This window comes from Streptomyces sp. NPDC060049 (genome assembly GCF_042736715.1).
Taxonomy (GTDB): domain Bacteria; phylum Actinomycetota; class Actinomycetes; order Streptomycetales; family Streptomycetaceae; genus Streptomyces.
On sequence record NZ_JBHWVV010000001.1, the window covers coordinates 548,801 to 562,548 of the forward strand.

At 71.2% G+C, this 13,748-nt stretch carries 13 protein-coding genes and 1 rRNA gene; 8 read left to right on the plus strand and 6 right to left on the minus strand.

Going from position 1 to position 13,748, the window contains the following annotated elements:
• Window positions 1-54 precede the first annotated feature (54 nt).
• From ACFWBY_RS02580 to ACFWBY_RS02595, 4 genes are all read right to left on the minus strand, one after another.
• Window positions 55-768 (minus strand): phosphatase PAP2 family protein, encoded by a 714-nt coding sequence (locus ACFWBY_RS02580; protein WP_385330340.1) that lies wholly within the window; start codon window positions 766-768, stop codon window positions 55-57.
• A gap of 202 nt (window positions 769-970) precedes the next feature.
• Complete coding sequence (locus ACFWBY_RS02585; protein WP_385330852.1) at window positions 971-1,972, minus strand: NlpC/P60 family protein; 1,002 nt, start codon at window positions 1,970-1,972, stop codon at window positions 971-973.
• A gap of 241 nt (window positions 1,973-2,213) precedes the next feature.
• Entirely contained in the window at window positions 2,214-3,026 is an 813-nt protein-coding gene (locus tag ACFWBY_RS02590; protein WP_385330337.1) for a thioesterase family protein, read from the minus strand.
• A 53-nt stretch (window positions 3,027-3,079) separates the two neighbouring features.
• Window positions 3,080-3,688, minus strand: coding sequence for a LysE family translocator (locus ACFWBY_RS02595; protein ID WP_385330334.1), 609 nt, complete (start codon window positions 3,686-3,688; stop codon window positions 3,080-3,082).
• A 122-nt stretch (window positions 3,689-3,810) separates the two neighbouring features.
• Between ACFWBY_RS02595 and ACFWBY_RS02600 the strand changes: the two genes are divergently transcribed.
• From ACFWBY_RS02600 to ACFWBY_RS02635, 8 genes are all read left to right on the plus strand, one after another.
• A complete protein-coding gene (locus ACFWBY_RS02600) occupies window positions 3,811-4,647 on the plus strand; it encodes a pentapeptide repeat-containing protein (protein WP_385330332.1) in 837 nt (278 codons plus the stop codon).
• 191 nt (window positions 4,648-4,838) lie between these two features.
• The gene (locus tag ACFWBY_RS02605) at window positions 4,839-5,126 is read left to right on the plus strand and encodes a hypothetical protein (RefSeq protein ID WP_385330328.1); all 288 of its coding nucleotides are present in this window, start codon (window positions 4,839-4,841) and stop codon (window positions 5,124-5,126) included.
• A gap of 351 nt (window positions 5,127-5,477) precedes the next feature.
• Window positions 5,478-5,786, plus strand: coding sequence for a hypothetical protein (locus ACFWBY_RS02610; protein WP_112452163.1), 309 nt, complete (start codon window positions 5,478-5,480; stop codon window positions 5,784-5,786).
• A gap of 85 nt (window positions 5,787-5,871) precedes the next feature.
• Complete coding sequence (locus ACFWBY_RS02615; protein WP_385330324.1) at window positions 5,872-6,705, plus strand: hypothetical protein; 834 nt, start codon at window positions 5,872-5,874, stop codon at window positions 6,703-6,705.
• A complete protein-coding gene (locus ACFWBY_RS02620) occupies window positions 6,695-8,008 on the plus strand; it encodes a hypothetical protein (RefSeq protein ID WP_385330322.1) in 1,314 nt (437 codons plus the stop codon). The genes ACFWBY_RS02615 and ACFWBY_RS02620 overlap by 11 nt, the downstream gene beginning before the upstream one ends.
• The gene (locus ACFWBY_RS02625) at window positions 8,005-9,567 is read left to right on the plus strand and encodes an SCO6880 family protein (RefSeq protein ID WP_385330319.1); all 1,563 of its coding nucleotides are present in this window, start codon (window positions 8,005-8,007) and stop codon (window positions 9,565-9,567) included. Before ACFWBY_RS02620 ends, ACFWBY_RS02625 begins: the two co-directional genes overlap by 4 nt.
• A gap of 19 nt (window positions 9,568-9,586) precedes the next feature.
• Entirely contained in the window at window positions 9,587-11,002 is a 1,416-nt protein-coding gene (locus tag ACFWBY_RS02630; RefSeq protein WP_385330317.1) for an ATP-binding protein, read from the plus strand.
• A 2-nt stretch (window positions 11,003-11,004) separates the two neighbouring features.
• Window positions 11,005-12,750, plus strand: coding sequence for a type VI secretion protein (locus ACFWBY_RS02635; RefSeq protein WP_385409616.1), 1,746 nt, complete (start codon window positions 11,005-11,007; stop codon window positions 12,748-12,750).
• A gap of 62 nt (window positions 12,751-12,812) precedes the next feature.
• On the opposite strand, the gene ACFWBY_RS02640 is transcribed toward ACFWBY_RS02635, so the two are convergent.
• Both ACFWBY_RS02640 and rrf read right to left on the minus strand, forming a co-directional pair.
• Window positions 12,813-13,367, minus strand: coding sequence for a GNAT family N-acetyltransferase (locus ACFWBY_RS02640; protein WP_385330311.1), 555 nt, complete (start codon window positions 13,365-13,367; stop codon window positions 12,813-12,815).
• Between the two features lie 126 nt (window positions 13,368-13,493).
• Window positions 13,494-13,611, minus strand: a 5S ribosomal RNA gene (gene rrf, locus ACFWBY_RS02645).
• Between the last annotated feature and the right edge of the window lie 137 nt (window positions 13,612-13,748).

Genomic DNA, 13,748 nt, shown 5'->3' on the forward strand with positions numbered 1-13,748 from the left:
GCACGCCGGGCGGCGTACCGCTGTCCGGCGGCGCCGGGGCAGCCCGGGGCGCCGTCAGGCGGCGAGGTCGCTCTCGTGGCCGCGCACGGCCGGCGGGGCCGGAGCGAGGTCCACCGGGCGGGGCAGCGCCCGTCCTTCGGCCCGGACCAGTACGCCCAGCCGCGGGGACCGGGCCACCGCCCGCACGACCGGGGTCAGCAGCGCCATCGCGAGGGGGGCGAACAGCAGCACCACGGCGGTGCCGAGCGCGAGGCCGCCGACGACGTCCGTCGGGTAGTGGACGCCCGTGTAGACCCGTGTGAAGCCCTCCAACAGGGCCAGCCCGATCCCGACGAGGCCGAGCCTGCGGTGGGCGATGAACAGGCCGACGCCCAGCGCCATCGCGAGGGTGGTGTGGTCGCTGACGAAGGAGAAGGGGCCGTGTCCGATCCCGGCGCCGGGATCCAGCACCTCCACCCCGCCGTGCTGCTGGGCCGGCCGCGGCCGGGCCACGAACTCCCGCAGCGGGACGTTCAGGAGCAGCGCGCCCGCGGCGGCGAGCGGGGCCCACACGAGCGCGGCGAGCGACTCGGCGGCCGCGGCGTCGTCCTGCCGGCGCGCTCCGCGCCAGCACCACAGCACGAGGAGCACGAGGGCGAGCGGGATCCCGTATTCACCGATGACGGATACCGTCCGGTCCAGCCAGCCCGGGGCGTGCCGGGTCAGTCCGTTGATCTCGTACAGCAGGCTTACATCCACGTTCGGCCCACCAGTTGTGAGTCCAGCCATGGTGATGCGGCCCCTTGCCGTTGCCTTGGTACCCCGCGGACGCACCCCTGTGTGCGCCCCTGCTCCCCCCGGTGATCAGTCCGGTGTTCCCGCCCCCGTGACCATGGAACGCCCGTTCTGGCGGCTCCGTGCCACTCTCCACGGAATGATCACCTCAACGTTATCGAAGAGTGACTCATCGTCGCAGCTCAGGGCCTTGGGTTCACGTTGCGTTACCGGCGTTTTCGCGCCTCGGCAGCGCTTCCGCGCCATCCTTGGTCACCCGCGTCGCGCCGAAGTAGTCAGGTGTGTCGATCTTGTCGAAGCGAATCACCGCGCCGGTGAACGGCGCGTTGATCATGTATCCGCCGCCCACGTAGAGCCCGACATGCCGAATCTCCCGAGAGTTCGTCAGATCATCGGAGAAGAACACCAGGTCGCCCGGCAGCAGTTCGCCCCGCGAGGGGTGCGGCCCCGCGTTGTACTGGTCGTTCGCCACCCGCGGCAGGTCGATCCCCACCGACTCGTACGCGGCCTTGGTCAGCCCCGAGCAGTCGAACCGCCCGCCCTGGTCGGCCGTCCCGTTGCCGCCCCACAGGTACGGCGTCCCCAACTGCTTCTGCGCGAAGTAGATGGCACCGGCGGCCTGCTGGGACGGAGCGACCCTCCCGACGGGCGCCTCGAAGCTCTTGGCGAGCGTCGTGATGGTCTTCACGTAGCCCTGCGTCTCCCGGTAGGGCGGGACGCCCTGATACTGCGTCACCGCGCCGGGGCCGGCGTTGTAGGCGGCCAGCATGTTGCTGACCGGATCCCCCGGGACCTTGCCCACGTACCGGGCCAACTCGCAGTCGTACGAGGCCGCGGACGGGATCGCGTCGTTCGGATCCCAGATGTCGCGGTCCCCGTCCCCGTCACCGTCGATGCCGTGCGTCGCCCACGTCCCCGGAATGAACTGCGCGATCCCCCGGGCGTCGGCCGGGCTCACCGCACCCGGATTCCAGCCGCTCTCCGAGTAGAGCTGCGCCGCCAGCACCGCCGGGGTGAGCGTCGGGCACAGGTTGCCCCACTTCTGCACGAGGGCCTGGTACTTCCCCGGCACGGCGCCCTTCGCCAGTCCCACGGCACGGCCGCCGCCGCTCGCGATGCCCGCGGCGGCCGAGTACGTACCCACCACGAGCAGGGCCATGAAGCACAGGCACGCCCCGAAGCTGATTCCACCGACCACCCAGACTCTGCGCACCCGCCAACCTTCCCCCATCGAACGGCTTTTCCCGGGACTCCCGCCATCCCGTGTCGAATCATCCCGTTCCGGGGCCGCCGTAGTAACCGGTACGCGCAAGGCTCTCGTGCGCTCCGGCTCACGACCCGGGGCCCGCGGCGCCACGAAGGCACGCTTCCCCCGCCGGATCCCCTGCGGACCGGGCCCCGCGCCACGAACGCGCCCCCGGCCGCCCCCTCGCCCGTAGCTACCGCGGCGCCACGAACAGGCTCTGCGCGCTCCGCCCGATCGGACCCTTCTCGTCGTGCAGGCGGGCATCGGCGAGACCGATGCCGGCCCCGTCCACGCTCGTACGGGCCTCCACGCACACCCACTCGCCCACCGGATGGCGGTGCAGGTGCACGGTGAGGTCGCCGTTGACGAAGACGTACCGCCCGAAGTCCATGACCGAACTGATGCCGTTGCCCGAATCCGCGGCGACCAGGACGCGGTCCAGCGGCCGGGGCTCCTCACCGGCCACGAGCGGCACCTTCATCCGCATCCAGCAGGTGCCCGGCCCCAGTTCGACGAAGGCGCCCCGCGTGAAGCGCGTCTCCACCGCCGCGTGGTAGCCCCGCTCCCACGGCACCGGGAAGAACGGGGTCACCCCCACCTCCCCGGGCGGCGGCAGCTCCGGCCCCGGCACCACCGCCGGTACGGGCTCCTGCGCCACCCGGATGCGCAGGGCGCGCGCCAGCATCACGGGCGCGGCCCCGGCGGGGGCGAGCGCGGCCTCCACGACCTCGGTGCTCCGGCCGGCCCGCAGGACACTGGTCGTCAGCTCCAGGGGCCCGATCGGTACGGGGCGCAGGATCTCGTAGGTGATCCGGGCGATCCGCATGTCGTCCCGGGCGCCCGGCCGTTCCTCGACCGCGCGCCCGAGGAGCGCGGCCGGCGGACCGGCGTGCTGGGAGCCGGGGTCCCAGGGCCCGCGCGTATGGGCGGTCGCCCGGAACCGCCCCGCGTCGACCCGCTCGTAGAACCCCTCGACATCGCTCTCGGCAGCACTCTCGGCACCCATGCGAGCCACGCTACCGACAGGTAACCCCGCGGCGCCAGACCCTCCGCCCCCACTCAGCGGGCGAACCCCAGCCCCACCCCGAGCCCCACCAGCACCGAGCCGATGGCCCGGTTCAGCGCCTTCTGCGCCTTCAGCATCCGCTCGCGCAGACGGGAGTTGGAGAAGAACAGCGCCACCGCCGAGAACCAGCCCAGGTGAGCCGCCGACATGAACAGCCCGTAGCCGGCCTGCTGCCACACCGCGGTACCCGGACCGACCACCTGGGTGAAGGTGGACACGACGAACAGCGTGGTCTTCGGATTGAGCACATTGGTCAGGAAGCCGGTCCGCAACGCCCCCAGGGGCGTCAGAGCGGCCTTCGTCTCCAGATCCACCGTCACCTCGGCCCGCGCGCGGAAGGTCCGCACCCCGACCCACACCAGGTACGCGGCGCCCGCGAGCTTGATCACGGTGAACAGCTCCGCGGAGGAGGCGATCAGCAGACCCACCCCGAGCATCGTGTACGAGACGTGGACCAGCACACCGGCCGCGACCCCGGCCGCGGCGAACAGGCCGGTGGGCCGTCCGTAGAGGTAGCTGTTGCGGACCACCATGGCGAAGTCCGCGCCCGGACTGATGACGGCGAGGAAGGTGATGACGGCTACTGCGATCACTTCGGTCATACCCCGATGCTGGCCGCCCCCTCCCCCGCGATCAAGGCCCTTCCACAGGACGGCAGCCCCGCCGGCACCTCGCCCCCGCTCCCCACGCACCCCGCCCGGTCCCATCGGGGGACAATGTCGACGTGCCCGATCCTTCCCCCGCCCCGCTCCCCGCCCCGCTCCCCGTCCTGCAGGCGGACTGCGCGAACTGCTTCGCCCTCTGCTGCGTCGCCCTGCCCTTCGCCAAGTCCAGCGACTTCGCCGCGAACAAACCGGCCGGCACCCCCTGCAAGAACCTCCGGCAGGACTTCCGCTGCGGCATCCACACCCGGCTGCGCGACTCCGGCTTCCCCGGCTGCACCGTCTTCGACTGCTTCGGCGCGGGCCAGCAGGTCTCCCAGGTCACCTTCGGCGGCCGCGACTGGCGCGCGAACCCCGCCGAGGCCGGCGCGATGTTCGAGGTCTTCCCGGTGATGCGGCAACTGCACGAGCTGCTCTTCTACCTCGCCGAGGCCCTCACCCTCCCCGCCGCCCGCCCCGTCCACGCGGACCTGCGCACCGCACTGGCCGACACCACCCGGTGGACCGAGGCGACACCGCAGGCCCTCGCGGACTTCGACATCGCCCCCCTGCGCCGGCAGGCCAACGTCCTCCTGCTGAAGGCCAGCGAGCTCGTACGGGCCAAGGCGGCGGGCCGCGGGAAGAACCACCGCGGCGCCGACCTGATGGGCGCCCGACTGCGCGGCGCGGACCTGCGCGGAGCGAACCTGCGCGGCGCCTACCTGATCGCCGCCGACCTCAGCGGCGCCGACCTGCGCACGGCCGACCTGATCGGCGCGGACTTCCGCGACACCGACCTCCGGGGCGCCGACCTGCGGGACGCCCTCTTCCTCACGCAGCCCCAGCTCAACGCGGCCCGGGGCAACACCGCGACCCGCCTCCCGGACTCCCTCGACCGCCCCGCGCACTGGCTCCCGTAGCCGCGGCGCGGGACCCCGTAGCGGCGGCGCGCGACCCCGTACCGGCTGAACGGCGCCCGCCGGACACCTGTGCGCCCCTCGCGCATCCATACGCCCCCGCACGGGCACGACGCTGAGCTATTGTGCCAATACGGTGAGCCACGCAACCGGAAGATGATCGTCATCGAACGGTCCCACTGGAGGTTCCCCCCATGCGACGACCGACCACGACCCTCGGCACCCTCGCGGCCGCTGCCACCCTCACCCTCGGCCTCGGCGGCTCCGCGTACGCGTCCTCGGGCGACCTGGTCATCAACGGCCACCCGGTCCACGAGCCGTCCGGCTGCGTCATGCACGACGGCCCCGCCGTGATCGCCAACCACACCGACAAGCCCGTCCTCATCACCGCCGGCCGCTGGTGCACCGGGCCGGTCGTCGGGTCCATCCACCCCGGCGAGACCCGGTTCGGCCCCTTCACCTCGAACCTCTACGCCACGTAACCCGGCACGCCCGGCAACCGGACGGCCGGCCGCAGGCACCACCCCCGGCCGGCCTTGGTCGAGCGACCCCGTTGCGCCGAACGGCGGCCCCTCGGCGACCACCCCGTACGGCGAGACGGCAATCATTGCCCGCGGTCACCCCTCGTGATACACAGAGTGACCATACGTTCTTTCCCCCACACGCCGCCCGACCCCAGGTCAGGGCACACGAGCGGAACCAGGTGCGACAGATCGGGTAAAGAGACCCGCGAAGTCGACATACGACGGCGGTTTCATCAGCGAAGATAGTGCGTGACCCCTGCCGTCCGGGCACGGGCTACCGGAACTACCCATATACGGGCGGTGAGTTACATGATCCTGGCAGCCGAAAAAGGCGACATCACCACCATCATCGGCGGAATCGCCCCGAACTGGGGCCCGTTCGGCAGTCTCGGCAACGAAGCGAAGATCATGGTCGAGGTGGTCATGGCCGTCGCGATCCTGCTCTGCCTGGGCATCGCCATCTGGGGCGCGGCCAAACAGCGCATCGGCGCGACCGCACTGCGCGACACCTTCAGCGCGGAACAGGGCAAGGGCCTCATCGTGGCCGGCCTGACGGGCGTCTTCATCATCGGCTCCCTCGGCACCCTCTTCACCATCGTGTACGGAATGGCCGTCTAGCCAGAGCCCTGATGGAGACCCACGACGCCGCGCCTGCGCGGATACCAGCGCTACCGTCGGACGACGCGGAGGGGGCGAACACCGAATGAGCAACGACGACCAATACGGTGGCGGCGGCGCGGGCCACGGCGAGGTCGGCGGCACGGGCCAGACCCGTACCCGCCTCCCGGAATCCGCCTCGGACCCGTACGGAACCCCCCGCCGCACCCCCCGCGCCTCACGCGGCCTGATCACGGCCGTCGGCGTAGTGGTCCTCCTGATCGCGGCCATCGCCTTCGCGAACCAGTCCCACTCCCCCACCCCCCCACCCTCGGACAAACCCGCCACAACAAACCCCACGACGGCCACGGGCGTCCCCCCGGTGGGGAACAAGTCGTCAGGGGTGCCGTCGGGATTCCCGCAAGACCAGCAGGGAGCCCAGTCGGCAGCGTCCAACTACGCCGTGGCACTGGGCTCTGACGGCATGTTCAATCCGGCCCGCCGGCACGCCATCGTCGATGCCGTCGCGGACGACAGCACCCGAACGAAGCTTCAGAGCGGATTCGACGCCGACTACTCCGCCGGCCTGCTCTCGCAGATCGGTCTGACCAAGGACGGCTTCGCGCCGACGGGATCCACCTTCGTCAGCCGTACCGTGCCGGTCGGCGCCAAGGTCAAGAGCTACGCCGGCGGAGCCGCCACCGTCGACGTCTGGTGCATCGGCATGTTCGGCCTGACCGGCGAGAAGTCCACCCGCCCTGTGACCAACGGTTGGTTCACCATCTCGTTGACGCTCAAGTGGAGCGGGTCCGACTGGAAGGTCGTCGAAACCGCCCAGACGGACGGCCCCACCCCGGTCACCGGTGACAACCCGGTGTCCTCCTCCGACGAGATCGGCCGCGCCGTCACCGAATTCGGAGGCTTCACCTATGCCCGGTAGCCACAGGCTCTCACTCCGCGGCATGGGTGCCGCGGCAGCTGCCGTGCAGACCACGGTCATCTTCCTCGCCGCCCGCGCGACGGCCGCGCCGTCACCCACCCCGACGCCGTCACCGAGTGCGAGCAAGGACGCCTGCGGGCTGATCGCGGGGCCTGCCCGGGAATACTGCGAACGCGGCGAAAACGCCACCCAACCCCCCCGCACAGGCCTCGCCCCCAGCGACCCCACAGACGCCCTCAACCCCCTCTCCTCCCTGGCCAAGGGCTGCGCCGACGCCGCCGCCTGGATCGTCGGCGAGCTCAGCAAGGCGGTCAACGGCACCGCCAACGTCGACTTCACGAACGGCACGTTCCTCAAGCAGTACGCGATCGTCTTCGCCGCCTCCACCATCCTCACGCTCGTCCTCTGGCTCTTCGCCGTCGCCAAACGAGCCATCCGCGGCGTCCCCTTCGCCACCGCCATGTCCGAGGCCATCGGCTTCCTCTGGCTGACCGTCATCGCCTCCGCCTTCACCCCCCTCGTCCTCTACACCGTCGTCTCCGCCACCGACGGCGTCACCGAGGTCATCGCCTCCGCCACCGGCAGCCAGACCGACGTGTTCTTCGGCTCCTTCGCCGAGGCCCTCAAGAAGGGCGACGACATCGGCGGCGGCCCGATCATGCTGATCGTCGTCGCGCTCGTCACCGTCGTCGCCGCCGGCGTCCTCTGCCTCGAGCTCGTGATCCGCGCCGCGCTCCTCTACGTCGGCGCCCTGCTCGGCACCGTCGTCTACGCCGGCCTCGTCGACCGCAACCTCTGGGGCCACGTCCGCCGCTGGGCGGGCATCATGATCGCGGTGATCCTCGTGAAGCCGGTCATCGTCATCGTCCTCGGCCTCGCCGGGGCCCTGGCCGGCGAGAAGGGCCCCAACTCGTTCTCCGCGGTCGTCTCCGGCCTCGCCATCATCCTCCTGGCGATCTTCGCCTCCGCGATGATCTACCGCTTCGTCCCCGGCTTCGGCGACGAGATCGCCTCCGCCCGCACCAACCGCAGCAAGGCCACCGACGGCGCCCAGGCGGCCGCCGTCATCAGCTCCCCCGCCTCCCTCGTCTCCCAGGGCATCAAGACCCACAGCAGCCGTGGCGGCGGCGGTGGCGCCCACAGCGCGAGCGGCGCCGGTGGCGGCGCCAACCAGATCTCCGGAGGCATGGCCGCACACAGCAGCCGCGGTTCCGGCGGCGGAAGCGGCGGCGCCGGCCCGGCCGCGGCACCCCCGCCCCGTACGGGCTCCAGCACGAGGAACACAGGAGGTGACGGGCGGTGACGACCCAGTCCCACCAGCTCCACCCGGTCGCGCCCCGCCGCACGTATCTCATCGGCCGGGCCCGGCCGAACGCGATCGTCGGAAAGAACCGCGAGACCGGCGAGATCGCCCTGATCATCGCCGGCGCCTTCCTCGGCATGATGAGCGGACTTCTCGTCCCGGCCCTCACCCTGCGCATCGTCACCCTCGCCGGCTTCCCCCTGCTCGCCCTCGCCGCCGTCTACGTCCCCTACCGCGGCCGCACCTTCTACCGCTGGTTCGAGATCAACCGCAGCTACAAGCGCACCCTGCGCCGCGGTACGACGTTCCGCTCGGGCGCCATGGAAGCCGGCATCCGCGCCGCGGACGGCCGCGAGGTCGAGGTCGGCCCGCCCCCGGGCATCGGCCGCATCAACTGGCTCGCCGCCCCCTTCGGCCCCGACGAGATCGCCGTCCTCCTCCACGCGGACCGCAGAACGGTCACCGCCGCCATCGAGATCGAGGGCCCCGGCGTCGGCCTGCGCGACAGCGAGGACCAAGAGGCCCTCGTGGACCGCTTCGGCACCCTCCTCAAGCACGTCGCCAACGGCGACGGCTTCGTCACCCGCCTGCAGATGCTCGTCCGCACCCTGCCCGCGGACCCCGAAGCACACGACAAGGACGTCGCCCTGCGCGGCGACACCAACGCCCCCGCCTGGCTGCGCGATTCGTACGGCCAGCTCCAGTCGATGGTGTCCACCTCCTCCGAGCAGCACCGCGCGTACCTCGTCGCCTGCATCCACTTCACCCGCGAACTCGCCGCCGAGGCCCACACCATCGCCCGCGCCGCGACCCCGCACAAGGGCAGGAAGCTCGACCGCGACGCCGGCCTCGCCATCGTCATGGCCCGCGAGCTCACCGACATCTGCGCCCGCCTCGCCGAGGCCGACATCCGCGTCCGCCAGCCGCTGGGCCAAGGACGGCTCTCCTCCCTCGTTCACTCCATGTACGACCCGGACCACCCCATCGACCACATCCAGGCCATGACCAAGCGCAACGCCTGGCCCGCCGAACTCGACGCGGTGGAACCGACCTACCTCCAGGCCAAGACCCGCGAGTCCTCCACCCGCGCCCCCTGGTGCCACGCCACGGCCTGGGTCAAGGAATGGCCGATGACCCCCGTGGGCGTCAACTTCCTCGCCCCGCTCCTCGTCCACACCCCGGACGTGATCCGCACCGTCGCCGTCACCATGGACCTGGAGCCCACCGAGATCGCCATCGAGCGCATGCTCACCGAGAAGACCAACGACGAGGCGGACGCCAGCCGCGCCGCGAAGATGAACCGCACCGTCGACCCCCGCGACATCGCCGCCCACGGCCGGCTCGACCAGCGGGGTGAAGATCTCGCGAGCGGTGCGGCCGGAGTCAACCTGGTCGGGTACATCACTGTGTCCTCGCGTTCACCCGAAGCCCTCGCCCGCGACAAGCGGACCATCCGCGCCTCCGCCGGCAAGTCCTACCTGAAGCTCGAGTGGTGCGACCGCGAACACCACCGCGCCTTCGTCAACACCTTGCCGTTCGCCACCGGCATCCGACGCTAGCTGGAGGGAATGGCCGCCCATGCGAGATCCCATGTCCGCCCTGACGGACGCCTTCACCAGCTTCCTGTTCGGCAAGGTCGAGACCACCAGACTCCCCGTACGCACCTCCACCGGCCAGGCCCAGGCCGTCTACCTGCCCACCGCCGCCCCCGGACTCGGCGACTCCGGCGTCATCATCGGCCGTGAGGTCTACAGCGGCAAGGGCTACATCTACGACCCCTTCCAGCTGTACGGCCAGCAGCTCCCGGCCCCGCACTGGCTGGTCCTGGGCGAGTCGGGCAACGGCAAATCGGCTCTCGAGAAGACCTACGTCCTGCGCCAGCTCCGCTTCCGGGACCGGCAGGTCGTCGTACTCGACGCCCAGGGCGAGGACGGCGTCGGCGAGTGGAACCTCATCGCCCAGCAGCTGGGAATAACCCCCATCCGCCTGGACCCGATCGCCGCCAACGACGACGGGATCCGCCTCAACCCCCTCGACCCGGCGATCACCACGACCGGCCAGCTCGCGCTGCTCCGGACCATCATCGAAGTCGCCATGGGCCACGGCCTCGACGAGCGCTCGGGCTTCGCCCTCAAGGTCGCCCACGCCTACGTCGTCGAGACCATCACCGACCGCCAGCCCGTCCTGACCGACATCGTGGAACAACTGCGCCACCCGGAGCCGGAATCCGCGCTCGCGATGAACGTCGACATAGACGATGTCCGGGCCTGGGGCCTCGACGTGGCGCTCGTCATCGACCGCCTCGTCGACGGCGACCTGCGCGGCATGTTCGACGGCCCGACCACCGTCGGCATCGACCTCGACGCCCCGCTGATCGTCTTCGACCTCTCCCACATCGACCGCAACTCCATCGCGATGCCGATCCTGATGGCGATCGTCGGCGTATGGCTGGAACACACCTGGATCCGCCCGGACCGAAAGAAGCGCATCTTCCTCGTCGAAGAGGCCTGGCACATCATCAACAGCCCCTTCGTGGCCCAGCTGTTCCAACGGCTCCTCAAGTTCGGCCGCCGCCTGGGCCTGTCCTTCGTCGCCGTGGTCCACCACCTCTCCGACGTGGTCGACGGCGCGGCCGCACGCGAAGCGGCGGCCATCCTCAAGATGGCCTCCACCCGCACGATCTACGCTCAGAAGGCAGACGAGGCCCGGGCCACCGGCCGCGTCCTCGGCCTGCCCCGCTGGGCGGTGGAAATCATCCCGACCCTCACTCCCGGCATCGCGGTGTGGGACGTCAACGGCAACGTCCAGGTCGTCAAACACCTGATCACCGAAGCCGAACGCCCCCTCGTCTACACGGACCGCGCCATGACCGAGTCCTCGGTCCAGCACCGGCTCCCCGACGACCTCCTCGCCGCCGAACTGGAGGCGGAGGAACGCGCCCTCCTGATGGAACGCCACCGCAACGGCGGTGGCTCGGCGACAACGGTGGCCTGAAGATGCCCGAACGCACGGACCGCTCTCACGGCGGCACCCAGGGCGGCATCCCGGACGGCCTGCTGGTCGGCCTCCTCGCCCTGCTCCTCGGCCTGGCCGTCCTCGTCTGGACGGCCACCGGCCTGGGGGCCCTGTTCACCAAGGGCGCCTGGCCGGACACGGTCACCTTCACCCGCACCCCGACCGCGGTCCGCTCGCTGATAGCTCACCCCCACGACATTCCGGCGGCCTGGCCGGACACCGCCCCCGCGGACCTCTCGGGCTGGGGCCTGTTCTGGGGCCTGTTCATCAGCCAGCTCCTCATCCTGCTGGTCCTGACGATCTTCACCCTGGGCGTCATCGCCCGCACCACCTCCCGCCGCAGACAACATCCGACCCAGCCCCATCCCGCCCCCCTGGGGCCAACTCCGACCCCGCCGGGACCACATCCAGCCGGGCCGGAACACCATCCAGCCCCGCCGGCGTCTGAGGCGCGGGGGCCCGGGGGCCAACCCCCGGCAACCGCCCCGCACCCACCCACGGCCCAGCCAACTCCGACCCCGCCAGGACCACATCCAGCCGGGCCGGAACACCATCCAGCCCCGCCGGCGTCTGAGGCGCGGGGGCCCGGGGGCCGGCCCCCGGCAACCGCCCCGCACCCACCCACGGCCCCCGCGGCCCCCGCGGCCCAGGCCACCACTCCAGTGGCACGCGGCCCCGAGGGCAGAGCCCCCGGCACGAACACCGCGCCTCCCACGGACGAGCCGTACCGCGACGGCTTCGGCTACACCCCCACCCACCGGCCCGGCCCGCAGGGCCCATACCTCACCCCACCCCTCCGCCGGCTCGCATACGCACCCCCGGAGGCCCGCCACAAGACCTCCGCAGAAGCCATCGCGGCAGCGACCGGCGCGGTCCTCGTCATCACCTCCTCCCCCACCCTCTGGTCCCAGACCAAGGACGCCCGCGCCAAGCTCGGCCCCGTCCTCCTCTACGACCCCTCCCACCTCTGCGACACGCCGGCCCGCATCCACTGGAACCCCACAGAAGGCTGCGCGGACCGCGCCACCGCCGCCGCCCGCGCCATCGCACTCCTCGCCCCGGTCCGCCCCCAAGCCCGCATGGACAGCGCGATCGCGGAGACCGCGGAAACCCTCCTGCGCAGCTGGCTCCAGGCCGCAGCCCTGGACGACCGGCCCTTCAAGCAGCTCCACCGCTGGGCACAGGGGACGAACGCCCAAGAACCGGTCCGCATCCTCCGCACCCACCCCCAGGCGGCGACTGCCGCTCCCGGCGCGGCCGGGGAGCTGGAGAGCGCGCTGACCGCCCACCCCGAACGCCGCGAGGCCGCCCAGCACCTGACGGCCCGGGCCCTGAGCGCCCTGTCCTCGATCCACATCCGGGAATCCTGCACCCCGAACCGAAACGATTCCCTCGCCCTGGCATCGTTCGTGTCGGAAGGGGGCACCCTGTACGTGGTGGGTGAACCCCTGGAAGATCCCCGCACCCACCCGGGTGCGATGCCGTTGCTGACCGCACTCGCCTCCAGCGTGGTCGAGCACGGCCGCCGCATGGCCGAACGGTCATCCCACGGTCGGCTCGACCCACCACTGGCCCTCGTCTTCGACGACATCGCGGCCGTCGCCCCGATCCCGCAGCTCCCGCAGCTCCTCCAGGACGACACGCTCCCCCTCGTCGCCCTGTGCCGCAGCCGCGAGCAGGCACGCTCCCGCTGGCCGGAGGCCGACCTCCCCGTCACCACCCGCTAGCGCATACGCCTCCGCCCGCTGCCCGGAACACCAGGACAGCGGGCGGTCGGCGACCCGGGCCGCTAAGGGCGCGCGAACACGTACTCCAGGTCCTTCGCGGAGGGATCCGCCGGCATGGGGACGACGGTCCCGCTCGCCCGGAACCCGAAGCGCCGGTAGAAGGCCGCGGCCCGCGCGTTGTCCTCGTGCACGAAGAGCCGCACGCGCTCCAGCGTCGGCCCGTCCAGCGACCAAGCCCACTCCAGCGCGGCCGCGAACAGCGCTTCGGTGAGTCCCGTCCCGCGCTGCGCGGGACGCACGAACACACCGACGAGATGCCCCTGCGTCTGCTCGATCGCCGCTTCGAAGATGTCGGTCGTGCCGGCCTCCTCGACGAGGACCGTCACGGACCCGTTCCACTCCCCGTCGGGCGCCTCCGCGACGAACTGCCGGACCCTTCGACCGGCCGAAGCCGCCGCGGTCCGCTCCTGCCAGAACTCATCGGTCCGGCCCTCGGCCTGTTCGACGGTCTCGAGGAAGGCCACCGACGCGGCCGGATCCCGCAGCGCCGCGATCCGCAACGCCTTCGCCTTCGCCCACTCGTCCGCCCGTACCGGACGTATCACGTGCTCGCTCATGCCTGGGGATCCTAGCCAGCACGCCGGCAACCTTCACCTCTGTTTTCCCGTGACCAAAGGCCCCGGACGCAGAAAAGCCCCGCACCGAGCCCGTAAGGGCTGGTGCGGGGCTTTCCCACAATGATTGTTCGGCGGCGTCCTACTCTCCCACAGGGTCCCCCCTGCAGTACCATCGGCGCTGAAAGGCTTAGCTTCCGGGTTCGGAATGTAAACCGGGCGTTTCCCTAACGCTATGACCACCGAAACACTATGAAGTTAACCAACCGGATATGAACACAGTTCGTTACTTCAGAACTAACACAGTGGACGCGAGCAACTGAGGACAAGCCCTCGGCCTATTAGTACCAGTCAGCTCCACCCGTTACCGGGCTTCCACATCTG